This window comes from Streptacidiphilus alkalitolerans (assembly GCF_042511045.1).
Classification (GTDB): Bacteria; Actinomycetota; Actinomycetes; order Streptomycetales; family Streptomycetaceae; genus Streptacidiphilus; species Streptacidiphilus alkalitolerans.
Genome location: NZ_JBHEZX010000018.1, coordinates 152,078 through 164,142 on the forward strand (window position 1 = coordinate 152,078; position 12,065 = coordinate 164,142).

Consider the following 12,065-nt stretch of genomic DNA (forward strand, 5'->3'; position numbering starts at 1 on the left):
CCATGCTTGCTCATTCAGTACTGACAACGCCGGGCTGCGGCTGCGGCTTCCCTGAATCACTCGAACGAGTGGCTGGATCTCCGCCCTCCGCACTCTCCTCCAGGATCTCCCCGGTCGCGGTGTTCACCGCGGGAGCAGCGGATGTACGGGAGGCCAACGCCGCGAGGACGGCCTCCGCGGTGCGCCGGCCCACCCCGGGGACCTCGCAGATCTCCTCCACTGTGGCGGCCCGCAGCCGCTTCAGCGAGCCGAAGTGCTTCAGCAGCGCCACCCGCCGGGTCTCGCCGAGGCCCGGGACGGCGTCCAGCGAGCCCGCGGTGAGCCGCTTGGCGCGCTTCTGCCGCTGGTAGGTGATGGCGAAGCGGTGCGCCTCGTCCCGGATCCGCTGCAGCAGGTAGAGGCCCTCGCTGCTGCGCGGCAGCACCACCGGGTCGTCCTCGTCGGGCAGCCAGACCTCCTCGAGCCGCTTGGCCAGACCGCACAGGGCGACGTCGGTGACCCCCAGCTCGGTCAGCGCCCGCTGCGCGGCGGCCACCTGCGGCTCGCCGCCGTCCACCACGATCAGCTGCGGCGGGTAGGCGAAGCGGCGCGGCTTCCCGGTCTCCTCGTCCCGGTCGGCGGGCTTCTCGGTGTGCTTGAAGCGGCGGGTGATCACCTCGTGCATCGAGCGGACGTCGTCCTGGCCCTCGAAGGTCTTGATCGCGAAGCGGCGGTACTCGCTCTTGCGGGCGAGGCCGTCCTCGAACACCACCATGGAGGCGACCACGTCCTGGCCCTGCAGGTGCGAGATGTCGTAGCACTCGATCCGCAGCGGCGCGGTCTCCAGGTCCAGCGCGTCGGCGATCTCCTGCAGGGCGACACTGCGGGTGGTGAGGTCGGCGGCGCGCTTGGTCTTGTGCAGCGCCAGCGCCTGGGCGGCGTTGCGCTGCACGGTGACCATCAGCTCGCGCTTGTCGCCGCGCTGCGGGATCCGCAGGTCCACCGCGCTGCCCCGGCGCTCGCCGAGCCACTGCGCCACCGGCTCCGCCGGATCCGGCAGGGTCGGCACCAGCACCTCGCGCGGCACCGCCTCGCCGGTCTCCTCCCCGTAGAGCTGGAGCAGGGCGTGCTCGACCAGGCCGGCCGTGTCCACGTTCTCGACCTTGTCGGTGACCCAGCCGCGCTGGCCGCGGACCCGGCCGCCGCGGACGTGGAAGATCTGCACCGCGGCCTCCAACTCGTCCTCGGCGATGGCCAGCAGGTCGGCGTCGGTGCCGTCGGAGAGCACCACGGCGTTCTTCTCCATGGCGCGCTTCAGCGCCTCGATGTCGTCGCGCAGCCGGCCGGCCCGCTCGTACTCCATCTCGGCGGCGGCCTCCCTCATCTCCTGTTCCAGGCGCCGGAGGTAGGTGCCGGTGCGGCCGGCCATGAAGTCGCAGAAGTCCTCGGCGAGCTCCCGGTGCTGCTCCGGGGTGACCCGGCCGACGCAGGGCGCGGAGCACTTGCCGATGTAGCCGAGCAGGCAGGGCCGGCCGACCTGCTCGGCGCGCTTGAACACCCCGGCGGAGCAGGTCCGCACCGGAAACACCCGGAGCATCAGGTCGACCGTCTCCCGGATCGCCCAGGCGTGCCCGTAGGGGCCGAAGTAGCGCACCCCGCGCTTCTTCGGGCCGCGCATCACCTGCACCCGGGGGAACTGCTCGTTCAGGGTCACCGCGAGCGAGGGATAGCTCTTGTCGTCCCGGTACTTGACGTTGAAGCGCGGGTCGAACTCCTTGATCCAGCTGTACTCCAGCTGCAGCGCCTCGACCTCGGTCCCGACCACGGTCCACTCGACCGAGGCGGCGGTGGTGACCATCTGCCGGGTGCGCGGGTGCAGATTGGCCAGGTCCTGGAAGTACGAGGACAGCCGCGGGCGCAGGCTCTTCGCCTTGCCGACGTAGATCACCCGGGTGTCGGCGTCGCGGAACTTGTAGACGCCCGGGGAGGCAGGGATCTGCCCGGGCGACGGTCGGTAGGTGGACGGATCGGCCATCAGGCTCCCCCCACCGGGCGGGCTGCGGCCGCACAGCGCGCTCCAGGTCGTGACATGCGTGTACTCCCCTGCGATCGGAACAGCCGAGTCACTGAAAACACTAGTGCCCCGCACCGACAGAACGCCGGGATCCCGGTGAGCGGTTCAGACGGTGACCACCAGACTGCCGTCCTTGACCGTGACGGTGCGGGACGGCAGCGGCGAGGAGGCGGGGCCGTTGGCGACCGAACCGTCAGCGATCTTGAACCGGCTGCCGTGGCAGGGGCACTGGATGGTGCCGTCGGACACCCCGTCGACCAGGCAGCCGGCATGGGTGCAGACGGCGCTGAACGCCTTGAACTGCCCGGCGGTCGGCTGGGTCACCACGACCTTGTCGTCCTTGTAGACCTTGCCGCCGCCGACCGGGACGTCGCTGGTCGGCCCGACCGTGGTCGGCCCCGAGGCCGCCGCGGTACCGCCGCCGGCGGAGCAGGCGGCCAGCGCGACCCCGGCGGCGCCGACCGCGCCCACGGCCGCCGCCCCGCGCAGCACCCCGCGCCGGGAGAGGCCGCAGCAGGCGCCGGGCCCGGCGGTGTCGGCGGGGGTGCCGGCGGCGGGTGCGGGACTGTCGTCAAGGTGCGTCATGGGTCTCGGTGCTCCGTAGGCAGGCGTAGGGGACACCTGACACAACGCGGTGCACCCGGGACAGGTTGCGGTCCCGGGTGCACCCTATGCGGCCCTGCTGTGCCTACTTTGTACGGGTGGGGGCCTTCTTGGCGACCGTCTTGGCGGCTGTCTTCTTCGCCGCCGCCTTCTTGGCCGCGGCCTTCTTCGCTGCCGGCTTCCTCGCCGCCGCCGCGGCCTGCTCCTCCTCGAACACCCGGTCCCCCAGGATGTCGCGCAGGAACTTGCCGGTGTGGCTCTCGCCCACCGTGGCGATGTGCTCCGGGGTGCCCTCGGCGACCACCAGCCCGCCGCCGTTGCCGCCCTCGGGACCCATGTCGACGACCCAGTCGGCGGTCTTGATCACATCCAGGTTGTGCTCGATCACGATGACCGTGTTGCCCTTGTCCACCAGGCCGGTGAGCACCTTGATCAGCTTGCTGATGTCCTCGAAGTGCAGCCCGGTGGTCGGCTCGTCCAGGACGTAGACCGTGCGACCGGTGGAGCGCTTCTGCAGCTCGGAGGCGAGCTTCACCCGCTGCGCCTCACCGCCGGACAGCGTCGGCGCGGACTGCCCGAGCCGGACGTAGCCGAGCCCGACGTCGGTGAGCGTCCGCAGGTGGCGGGCGATCGGCGGGACGGCCTCGAAGAACTCCAGCCCCTCCTCGATCGGCATGTCCAGCACCTCGGCGATGGACTTGCCCTTGAAGTGGACGTCCAGCGTCTCCCGGTTGTAGCGGGCCCCGTGGCACACCTCGCAGGGGACGTAGACGTCCGGCAGGAAGTTCATCTCGATCTTGATGGTGCCGTCGCCGGCGCAGTTCTCGCAGCGCCCGCCCTTGACGTTGAAGGAGAAGCGGCCCGGCAGGTAGCCGCGCACCTTCGCCTCGGTGGTCTCCGCGAACAGCCGCCGGACATGGTCGAAGACGCCGGTGTAGGTGGCCGGGTTGGAGCGCGGGGTGCGGCCGATCGGCGACTGGTCGACATGGACCACCTTGTCGACCTGGTCGGTGCCGGTGACCCTGGTGTGCCGTCCGGGGACGCTGCGCGCACCGTTGAGCTCGCGGGCGAGATGGGTGTAGAGGATGTCGTTGACCAGCGTCGACTTGCCCGATCCGGAGACACCCGTGATCGCGGTGAAGGTCCCCAGCGGGAAGCTCACATCCACGTCCTGCAGGTTGTGCTCGCGCGCCCCGTGCACGGTGATCTGCCGCTTGGGGTCGATCGGCCGGCGCACCTCGGGGGTGGGGATGCTGCGCCGCCCGGCGAGGTACGCACCGGTCAGCGACTCCTGGTTGGCGAGCAGCCCCTCGCGGGAGCCGGAGTGCACCACATGGCCGCCGTGCTCGCCCGCGCCGGGGCCGATGTCGACGACCCAGTCGGCGGCCCGGATGGTGTCCTCGTCGTGCTCCACCACGATCAGGGTGTTGCCCAGGTCGCGGAGCCGGACCAGGGTCTCGATCAGCCGGTGGTTGTCGCGCTGGTGCAGCCCGATCGAGGGCTCGTCCAGCACGTAGAGCACGCCGACCAGGCCGGAGCCGATCTGGGTGGCCAGCCTGATCCGCTGCGCCTCGCCGCCGGACAGCGTCCCGGCCGCGCGGTTCAGCGAGAGGTAGTCGAGGCCCACGTCCACCAGGAACTTCAGCCGCTCGTTGACCTCCTTGAGCACCCGCTCGGCGATGGTCTTCTCGCGGTCGGAGAGCTCCATCGCGCCCAGGAACTCGGCGCAGTCGATGATCGACATCCCGGCGACCTCGGCGATGGACTTGCCGGCCATGGTCACCGCGAGCACCACCGGCTTCAGCCGGGTGCCGTGGCAGGCGGGGCAGGCGATCTCCCGCATGTAGCCCTCGAAGCGCTCCCTGCTGCTGTCGGTCTCCGACTCGGAGTGCCGGCGCTGGATGAACGGCACCGCGCCCTCGAAGCCGGTGACATAGGAGCGCTCACGGCCGAAGCGGTTCCGGAACTTCACCTCGACCTGGGAGTTGTGCCCGTACAGCAGCGCCTTCTTGGCCCGCTGCGGCAGGCCCGCCCAGGGGATGTCGGTGCGGAAGCCGACCTCCTTGGCCAGCGCGCCGATCATGCGCTGGTGGTACTCCCGGGTGTGGCCCAGCGACCAGGGGTGGATCGCGCCCTCGTCCAGCGTCTTCTGCTCGTCGGGGACGATCAGTTCGGGGTCGACCTCCATCCTGCTGCCGAGGCCGGTGCACTCGGGGCAGGCGCCGAACGGCGAGTTGAAGGAGAAGGAGCGCGGCTCCATCTCCTCGTAGGAGATGTCGTCGAAGGTGCAGTAGAGGTGCTCGGAGTACATCCGCTCACGCTCGGGGTCGTCCTCGGGCAGGTCGACGAAGTCGAGCACGACCGTGCCGCCGGAGAGCTTGAGGGCGGTCTCCACCGAGTCGGTCAGCCGGCGCTGGGCGCTCTTCTTCACGGTCAGGCGGTCGATGACCACCTCGATGGTGTGCTTCTCCTGCTTCTTGAGCGTCGGCGGCTCGGTCAGCTGGATCGTCGCGCCGTCCACCCTGGCCCGGGAGTAGCCCTTGGTCTGCAGATCGGCGAAGAGGTCGACGAACTCGCCCTTGCGGGCCCGGACCAGCGGGCTGAGCAGCTGGAACCGCGTCCCCTCGGGCAGTTCGAGGACCTTGTCGACGATCTGCTGCGGCGACTGGCGGGCGATCGGCCGGCCGCACTCGGGGCAGTGCGGGTGGCCGATCCGCGCGAACAGCAGCCGCAGGTAGTCGTAGACCTCGGTGATCGTGCCGACGGTGGAACGGGGGTTGCGCGAGGTGGACTTCTGGTCGATGGAGACGGCCGGGGAGAGGCCCTCGATGAAGTCGACGTCGGGCTTGTCCATCTGGCCCAGGAACTGCCGGGCGTAGGAGGACAGCGACTCGACGTAGCGGCGCTGGCCCTCGGCGAAGATGGTGTCGAAGGCCAGCGAGGACTTCCCGGAGCCGGACAGGCCGGTGAAGACGATGAGGGAGTCGCGAGGCAGGTCGAGCGAGACGTTCTTGAGGTTGTGCTCGCGAGCACCGCGGACAATGAGGCGGTCTGCCACGCTATTGCGCCTTCCGGGGACGAAGGGGAGCCGGGCGGTTCCTGGATGGGGCGATCCGGAGCCGCCCGGCGTTCTGGGGTCGGCGCGGGGGGATGCCCGTCGGGATCCATCGTAGGCTCTCGGCCCGACAGTCCCTGCGCCTCTGACTACATGGGATCACGTGTTCGATTTCTGAAGCAATCGTGGAGCATCACCCGAAGGGATGAATCGACGGTAGCGTCAACGGCGCCCCCTGCCGGGTGAAACGATGAGAAGGCGCGCGGGACACGCGCCGCCCGTACGAGGAGGCACCCCATGACCGCCCCCACCCAGGCCCTCGAAGCCGCCGCCGAATCCGCCGCTTCGCTGCTGCGCAGCGTCGAGCAGATGCGCCCCGAGCAGGTCTCCGAGGCGTCCGCGCTGCCCGGCTGGACCAGGGGCCATGTCCTCACCCACATCTCCCGCAACGCCGACGCCCTCGCCAATCTGCTGCGCGGCGCCCGCACCTCGCAGCCCATCCCGATGTACCCGAGCCCGGAGGCCCGGGACCGCGGCATCCAGGACGGCGCCAAGCGCCCCCTCGCCGAGCAGCTGGCCGACCTGCGCGCCTCCGGGCTGCGCTTCACCGCCGCCACCGAGGCCATGCCGGACGCCGCCTGGTCGGCCGAGGTCCCGCACCGCTCCGGCCCCTTCCCGGCCTCGGGCGTCCCGCTGAAGCGGATCTCCGAGGTCGAGTACCACCATGTCGACCTCGGGCTCGACTACACCCCGGCGCACTGGCCGGCCGAGTTCGTGGCCCGCGAGCTCGGCAGCCTCACCGCCCGCTACCGGGACGCGGCCGGCCTCGCCGCCCTGCGGCTGGAGGACACCGACACCGGCGCGGTCTACGAACTGGGCAGCGACGCAGGCAGTGCGAGGCCGCCGCTGGAGCTCGCCGCCCCGGCCGCCGCGCTGGTCGCCTGGCTCTCCGGCCGCTCGGACGGCGCGGCCCTGGGCGTCCCGGTCGAGGCGCTCCCGGTGCTGCCCCCCATGAGCTGAGTCCGACGGATAGGCTGGGGCCATGTCGTACCACGGAGCAGTCAAGGTCGGCGGAACGCCGGACGTACGGGAGTTGCCCCACCTGGTGATCACCAAGGTCGCCGTCGGGCCCTTCAACAACAACGCCTATCTGCTGCGCTGCCGCGCCACCGACCAGCAGTTGCTGATCGACGCCGCGGCCGACGCTCCGGTGCTGCTGGAGACCGTCGGCAGCAGCCTGGACACCGTGGTCACCACCCACCGCCACGAGGACCACTGGCAGGCCCTGGCCGACGTGGTCGAGGCCACCGGCGCCCGCACCGCGTCCGGCCGCCTGGACGCCGAGGGCATCCCGGTCCGCTCCGACCTGCTGCTGGACGACGGCGACACGCTGCGCTTCGGCGAGGTCGAGCTGACCGCGCGGCACCTGGTCGGACACACCCCCGGCTCGATCGTGCTGATCTACGACGACCCGCAGGGGCACCCGCACCTGTTCACCGGCGACTGCCTCTTCCCCGGCGGCGTCGGAAACACCCGCGGCGACGCCGAGGCCTTCAGCAGCCTGCTCGGCGGCGTCGAGTCCAAGCTCTTCGCGGTCCTCCCGGACGAGACCTGGGTCTACCCGGGCCACGGCGACGACACCACCCTGGGCACCGAGCGCCCGCAGCTCGCGGAGTGGCGCGCCCGGGGCTGGTGAGCAGGCTCCGACAGGTTCGCTCAGTTGTGCCCAAAAAGAATCATGGAGAAGCTGTGTGCAGATGCTCCTCTCTTCAACTACCTTGATGCCCCGCGCACTTGGGAGACAGGGGACTCCATGGGCGACAGCTCAGCCGTGACCGCAGTCGTCCTCGACTGCGGATCCACTGCACAGATCCTGCTCGCAGGCGATCTCGACCTGACCACGGCCGCCACCCTGGGGCCGGCCGTACGGCACCTGCTGACCTGCGCAGACATCAGCTGCGTCGAGATCGACGTGGGCCTGGTGTCGTTCTGCGACTCCAGCGGCCTCAGCGCCCTGCTCAACGCCCAGAAGCTGGCCGCGAGTCGGGGCGTGCGGCTCTACCTGATCCAGATCGGCCCCCGACTGGAGATGCTGCTGAACGTGACCGGGCTCGGTCCGATGCTCGGCGCGCCTTCCTGACCCTGCGTCAGACCCGGCCCAATCCTGTTCCTTTCAGCGACATATGACACCGCATGGGAAAACCGTCGGCTCCGCACGCATGACAGGTCCGCGACCGGGCAGGCGCGCAGCACGGCGCACCCCCGCCGTACGCCTCGGCCCTCCGTGACCCCCCACTAACGCGGAGGGCCGACTGGCGCCCCGGTGAACCCCGGGCGGGGCAGCCGCGTACCTGTGCACGGATCGGCCGCCCCCTTCGGGCGGACGGCCACGCGTCGAGCGGAGTGGAACAAGCCATGTGGATCCGTGGAGTGGTCGGTGTCGTCCTGGTCGCCATCGGCGGCGTGTGGGTGGCCCAGGGAACCGGCGCGATGAGCGGCTCGATGATGTCAGGACACAGCCAGTACGCCCTGCTCGGCGCGGTGGCGATCCTGGCCGGACTCGCCCTGCTCGGCTGGGCCTGGCGACTGCGCGGCCGGGGAGGCCCGCGCGAGCGATGAGTTCCGGGGGTCTGCTTCGTCCACTCGACGGTGCGCCCCGAGGGTCTCCCCCATGTCACGCCGCTGATCGCGGTGTGGCTCGACGGCGCGCTGTACTTCTGCAGCGGTCCGAGCGAACGCAAGGTCCGCAACCTCGCGGGGAATCCGCAGTGCGTGCTGACCACCGGCAGCAACACCCTCAACAGCGGCCTCGACCTGGTCCTGGAGGGCCGCGCGGTGCGGGTGGCCGAGGACACCGCGAAGCTGCTCCGGGTCGCCGACGCCTACCTCGCCAAGTACCGCAAGGACTGGGCCTTCGAGGTGCGCGACGGAGCGTTCACCGGTGCCGGCGGGGGCGGGGACCAGCGGGCCTGGGTCTACGAGGTCAGGCCCGCAAGGGCGTTCGGCTTCGCCAAGGGCCGGTTCGGCCAGACCCGCTGGACCTTCACCGAGGGGGCCTGAGGCTGTCCGAGGGCGTACGAGGTTGGCGCCCGCGCCGAGCAGCGGCGAACATCTCCGAGCAGGTGGATGCCTCGCCGGCGGGGACCACGCGGGGCATCCACTGCGCACAGGGTGGATGCCCTTCAAGCATGGCATGTGCACAACCGGCCGTCGAGACCGCAGACACATTCGCCCCATGCGACGCGAGCGTTCCCGACATACCGCCCCTGGTTGTACTCTGAAATCGAAGGCCCCGCCGTCTCCCCCGTCGGCGGGGCCTTCGTCGTGCCTGCGGGGCGACGGAGCCGCCCAGGACCGGCCGGGGGGGCGGGGCCGCCCGGAGCAGAGCGGTCTGGGGTGGCGCCTCAGACGCCGAGCGCCGTCACGACGGTGCGGGCGTGCGCGTGCGCGGTGGTGTGAGCGTCCTCACGCTGCTGCAGCGAGGCCGGGATCAGCTCGGCCATCGCCGGGTTCCGCTCGGCGAGCGTGAGCTGCGCCTTGATCACGGTGACATCCAGGCCCATCGCCTGGACCAGCACCGTCTCCAGGTACGGCTGGACGAAGTCCCAGCCCTCCCGCGGAGTGCCCGCGTCATAACCGCCGCCGTAGCTGAGCACCACAGTCGCCGGGCGACCGGCCAGCACCGGGGTGTTGGAGAGGTCGGCCGTGCGGCCCACCACCAGGATCTGGTCCAGCCACGCCTTGAAGGTGGCCGGCACGCCCCAGTTGTACATGGGCACGCTCAGCAGAAAGGCATCGGCCGCGAGGACCTCCTCCACCAGCCCCTCGCGCAGGGCGAAGGCCGCGACCTGCTCCGGCGTGCGGGCGTCCTCGGGGGTGAAGCCGGCCGTGATGCTCGCCTCCACCAGCGGCGGAACCGGGTCGATGCCCAGGTCACGGTAGGTGACGGTGCCATCGGGGTGCGCCTGCTGCCAGGACTTGCGGAAGGTGGTGGCGATCTCCTTGGAGACCGAGCCGGATGTCAGCGCGGAAGAGTCGATGTGAAGCAGGTGTGCCATGGTGAGCCTCGACATAGATAGGTGGTGGAACAGCTCGTATGTCTAGAAGACTGTCTGTTCGCCAGACTATTTGTCAAGCAGGGGTGCTCGGCTACGCTGGGTCCGTGACCACCATCGAGCCCGCTCCCCTACTGCCGCCCGGCCTCGAGGACAGCCTGGGCTGGTTGCTGGCGCAGTGCTTCCGCGCCTACGGGGAGGCCATGGAACGCGCCGTGGCCGGCATCCCACACGGTCACCGCGGCTTCCAGGCCCTCTCCGGCGCCGCCCACTGCAGCGCACGGAACCAGGCCGAACTGGCACGCCAACTCGGCGTCGACCGCACCGTGATGGTCTACCTGGTCGACGACCTGGCGAAGGCCGGCCTGGTGGAGCGGATCGCCGACCCCGCGGACCGCCGCAGTCGACTGATCCGGGCCACACCCGCCGGCGGCGAACGGCTGAAGGTGGCCCAACAGGCCATCGAGGAGGCCGAGGCCACCGTCCTCGCCCCACTCAGCCCCGCCGAACAGGGGCAGCTGCGCTGCATGCTGCAGTCGCTGGCCTCGCACTACATCGCACACACCGGCGAGGCGGCCGACCCCTGCTCCGTGGCGTCCCAGCTCAAGTAGCGGCTCACGCCCGCGCCCGCGCTCACATCCGCGCCCGCGCCCGGAATATGAAAGCGCCCCCGTACCGGCGAACCGGTGCGGGGGCGCTCACCACGCGACGCTGATCAGGCTTTGGGCCTTAGAGCGGGCGGATGTTCTCGGCCTGCGGGCCCTTCTGGCCCTGCGTGACGTCGAACTCGACCTTCTGGCCCTCGAGGAGCTCGCGGAAGCCCTGGGCGTTGATGTTGGAGTAGTGGGCGAAGACGTCGGCGCCGCCGCCGTCCTGCTCGATGAAGCCGAAGCCCTTTTCAGCGTTGAACCACTTGACGGTTCCGGTGGCCATGTCTCTCGTTCTCCTCTGCAGTCGTGTAGGAGCCGCACCGTGCGGACTCCGAGTCATCGATCCGTACGCCCGACCCATGAGGAGATCGCAGAACAGGAAAAAAGCCCGCGATCGGGATCACGGGCGTACAAACGTCGAGAACCACGACTACTACAGGGCAAAACCGTACACGATACCCACGGGATCGGCTACGTGACACGAGTGTGTGCAGGTCACAGCTGCGACACATGAGCCCTGTGATCTGTTGACGAGACCCGGGACCCACCCTGTATTCTCTAGATCAGTTGCAGTGCGTGGTTCCCTAAGTTTTGGCCGCCCGTGATCGCGATCACGGGCGTTCGTGCTTTCGCAGGTCCCTTCGTGACCAGGGTGATCATTCCGGCGACACAGGGCTCGTACCGTGCGAGTCCTGGCACCAGCCCCTGACAGAAGGAGATCAATATGGCTACCGGCACCGTGAAGTGGTTCAACGCCGAAAAGGGTTTCGGCTTCATTGAGCAGGACGGCGGCGGCGCCGACGTCTTCGCCCACTACTCGAACATCAACGCGCAGGGCTTCCGCGAGCTCCTCGAGGGCCAGAAGGTCGAGTTCGACGTCACGCAGGGCCAGAAGGGCCCGCAGGCCGAGAACATCCGCACGATCTGACGATCGGCGCGCGTCGGAGACGCCCCGTACCGGTTCACCACCGGGACGGGGCGTCTCTGCGTTTGCCGGCGGGGTGGCTAGCGACCTGGCGCCGCGGCTACCGCCCGGCTACGGCTGCTGCTGCGGGTGCGGGTGCGGGTGCTGCTTGCGGTAGTTCGGGCCGCCGATCAGAAACAGCAGCAGCCCCGTGCAGATCGCGATCACTGCCAGCGAGAACCCCAGGATCTCCAGGACCACCATCACCTGCCCCTTTCATCACGTTTCATCACTGCGACGCTATGCGAAAAGGGGCAAACCGGCCAACCGTGCCACGCTGGGTGCGCCGGCCCTGAGTGGGGTCGGCCTTCGCCGTAGCAGCAGTGGCGACACCGTCTCGCGGCTCCGCCGCACTGCGGCCAACTACGCGGGGGCGGGGCGGGTGGTCGGGCGTTGTTTCTCGCTGACGGGAAGGGGGCTTCGGGCCCCGGCCCGGTGCGGGGCTCCGTGTAGTTGGCTTCTTTGCGCCGACAGGCGCGAGACGGCGCCGCCACTGTGGCAACGGTGAGGGCCGACCCCACGGGTGTTCGGTGATGAACGCAGTGAAGCCCCCTGACCGGTGGTCAGGGGGCTTCACTGGAATGGTTGTTCGGCGGCGTCCTACTCTCCCACAGGGTCCCCCCTGCAGTACCATCGGCGCTGTGAGGCTTAGCTTCCGGGTTCGGGATGTTACCGGGCGTTTCCC

At 70.0% G+C, this 12,065-nt stretch carries 13 protein-coding genes and 1 rRNA gene; 7 read left to right on the forward strand and 7 right to left on the reverse strand.

Annotated features, from left to right (window positions below):
- Positions 1 to 10: 10 nt before the first annotated feature.
- From uvrC to uvrA, 3 genes are all read right to left on the reverse strand, one after another.
- Positions 11 to 2,014, reverse strand: coding sequence for an excinuclease ABC subunit UvrC (gene uvrC / locus ACEZDG_RS31310; protein ID WP_380516163.1), 2,004 nt, complete (start codon positions 2,012 to 2,014; stop codon positions 11 to 13).
- A gap of 144 nt (positions 2,015 to 2,158) precedes the next feature.
- On the reverse strand, positions 2,159 to 2,638 hold the full coding sequence (locus ACEZDG_RS31315; RefSeq protein WP_380516166.1) for a Rieske (2Fe-2S) protein: 480 nt from the start codon (positions 2,636 to 2,638) through the stop codon (positions 2,159 to 2,161).
- 103 nt (positions 2,639 to 2,741) lie between these two features.
- The gene (gene uvrA / locus ACEZDG_RS31320) at positions 2,742 to 5,714 is read right to left on the reverse strand and encodes an excinuclease ABC subunit UvrA (protein ID WP_380516169.1); all 2,973 of its coding nucleotides are present in this window, start codon (positions 5,712 to 5,714) and stop codon (positions 2,742 to 2,744) included.
- A 294-nt stretch (positions 5,715 to 6,008) separates the two neighbouring features.
- On the opposite strand from uvrA, the gene ACEZDG_RS31325 reads away from it, so the two are divergent.
- The 5 genes from ACEZDG_RS31325 to ACEZDG_RS31345 all read left to right on the forward strand — a co-directional run bounded on the left by ACEZDG_RS31325 (position 6,009) and on the right by ACEZDG_RS31345 (position 8,771).
- Complete coding sequence (locus ACEZDG_RS31325) at positions 6,009 to 6,731, forward strand: maleylpyruvate isomerase family mycothiol-dependent enzyme (RefSeq protein ID WP_380516172.1); 723 nt, start codon at positions 6,009 to 6,011, stop codon at positions 6,729 to 6,731.
- 22 nt (positions 6,732 to 6,753) lie between these two features.
- A complete protein-coding gene (locus ACEZDG_RS31330; RefSeq protein WP_380516175.1) occupies positions 6,754 to 7,407 on the forward strand; it encodes an MBL fold metallo-hydrolase in 654 nt (217 codons plus the stop codon).
- A gap of 117 nt (positions 7,408 to 7,524) precedes the next feature.
- On the forward strand, positions 7,525 to 7,851 hold the full coding sequence (locus ACEZDG_RS31335; RefSeq protein ID WP_380516178.1) for an STAS domain-containing protein: 327 nt from the start codon (positions 7,525 to 7,527) through the stop codon (positions 7,849 to 7,851).
- A gap of 275 nt (positions 7,852 to 8,126) precedes the next feature.
- Entirely contained in the window at positions 8,127 to 8,330 is a 204-nt protein-coding gene (locus tag ACEZDG_RS31340) for a hypothetical protein (RefSeq protein ID WP_380516181.1), read from the forward strand.
- Between the two features lie 30 nt (positions 8,331 to 8,360).
- Positions 8,361 to 8,771 (forward strand): pyridoxamine 5'-phosphate oxidase family protein, encoded by a 411-nt coding sequence (locus ACEZDG_RS31345; RefSeq protein ID WP_449341740.1) that lies wholly within the window; start codon positions 8,361 to 8,363, stop codon positions 8,769 to 8,771.
- 344 nt (positions 8,772 to 9,115) lie between these two features.
- On the opposite strand, the gene ACEZDG_RS31350 is transcribed toward ACEZDG_RS31345, so the two are convergent.
- Entirely contained in the window at positions 9,116 to 9,769 is a 654-nt protein-coding gene (locus ACEZDG_RS31350) for an FMN-dependent NADH-azoreductase (protein WP_380516183.1), read from the reverse strand.
- 104 nt (positions 9,770 to 9,873) lie between these two features.
- On the opposite strand from ACEZDG_RS31350, the gene ACEZDG_RS31355 reads away from it, so the two are divergent.
- Positions 9,874 to 10,377: a MarR family winged helix-turn-helix transcriptional regulator gene (locus tag ACEZDG_RS31355; RefSeq protein ID WP_380516186.1), complete on the forward strand. Its 504-nt coding sequence runs from the start codon at positions 9,874 to 9,876 to the stop codon at positions 10,375 to 10,377.
- 118 nt (positions 10,378 to 10,495) lie between these two features.
- Here ACEZDG_RS31355 and ACEZDG_RS31360 read toward each other — a convergent pair whose 3' ends face one another.
- On the reverse strand, positions 10,496 to 10,699 hold the full coding sequence (locus tag ACEZDG_RS31360; RefSeq protein WP_034090357.1) for a cold-shock protein: 204 nt from the start codon (positions 10,697 to 10,699) through the stop codon (positions 10,496 to 10,498).
- A gap of 441 nt (positions 10,700 to 11,140) precedes the next feature.
- Between ACEZDG_RS31360 and ACEZDG_RS31365 the strand changes: the two genes are divergently transcribed.
- On the forward strand, positions 11,141 to 11,344 hold the full coding sequence (locus tag ACEZDG_RS31365; protein ID WP_030258797.1) for a cold-shock protein: 204 nt from the start codon (positions 11,141 to 11,143) through the stop codon (positions 11,342 to 11,344).
- Between the two features lie 108 nt (positions 11,345 to 11,452).
- Here the strand turns inward: ACEZDG_RS31365 and ACEZDG_RS31370 are convergent, their stop codons facing one another.
- On the reverse strand, positions 11,453 to 11,584 hold the full coding sequence (locus ACEZDG_RS31370; RefSeq protein ID WP_380516189.1) for a hypothetical protein: 132 nt from the start codon (positions 11,582 to 11,584) through the stop codon (positions 11,453 to 11,455).
- Between the two features lie 383 nt (positions 11,585 to 11,967).
- Positions 11,968 to 12,065, reverse strand: a 5S ribosomal RNA gene (gene rrf / locus ACEZDG_RS31375); the annotation flags it as partial.

What these genes read in the sequence shown, in the direction of transcription:
- uvrC (WP_380516163.1), bottom strand. Translation starts at nt 2,014, where the DNA reads ATGGCCGATCCGTCCACCTACCGACCGTCGCCCGGGCAGATCCCTGCC.
- ACEZDG_RS31315 (WP_380516166.1), bottom strand. Translation starts at nt 2,638, where the DNA reads ATGACGCACCTTGACGACAGTCCCGCACCCGCCGCCGGCACCCCCGCC.
- ACEZDG_RS31325 (WP_380516172.1), top strand. Translation starts at nt 6,009, where the DNA reads ATGACCGCCCCCACCCAGGCCCTCGAAGCCGCCGCCGAATCCGCCGCT.
- ACEZDG_RS31330 (WP_380516175.1), top strand. Translation starts at nt 6,754, where the DNA reads ATGTCGTACCACGGAGCAGTCAAGGTCGGCGGAACGCCGGACGTACGG.
- ACEZDG_RS31335 (WP_380516178.1), top strand. Translation starts at nt 7,525, where the DNA reads ATGGGCGACAGCTCAGCCGTGACCGCAGTCGTCCTCGACTGCGGATCC.
- ACEZDG_RS31340 (WP_380516181.1), top strand. Translation starts at nt 8,127, where the DNA reads ATGTGGATCCGTGGAGTGGTCGGTGTCGTCCTGGTCGCCATCGGCGGC.
- ACEZDG_RS31350 (WP_380516183.1), bottom strand. Translation starts at nt 9,769, where the DNA reads ATGGCACACCTGCTTCACATCGACTCTTCCGCGCTGACATCCGGCTCG.
- ACEZDG_RS31360 (WP_034090357.1), bottom strand. Translation starts at nt 10,699, where the DNA reads ATGGCCACCGGAACCGTCAAGTGGTTCAACGCTGAAAAGGGCTTCGGC.
- ACEZDG_RS31365 (WP_030258797.1), top strand. Translation starts at nt 11,141, where the DNA reads ATGGCTACCGGCACCGTGAAGTGGTTCAACGCCGAAAAGGGTTTCGGC.
- ACEZDG_RS31370 (WP_380516189.1), bottom strand. Translation starts at nt 11,584, where the DNA reads ATGGTGGTCCTGGAGATCCTGGGGTTCTCGCTGGCAGTGATCGCGATC.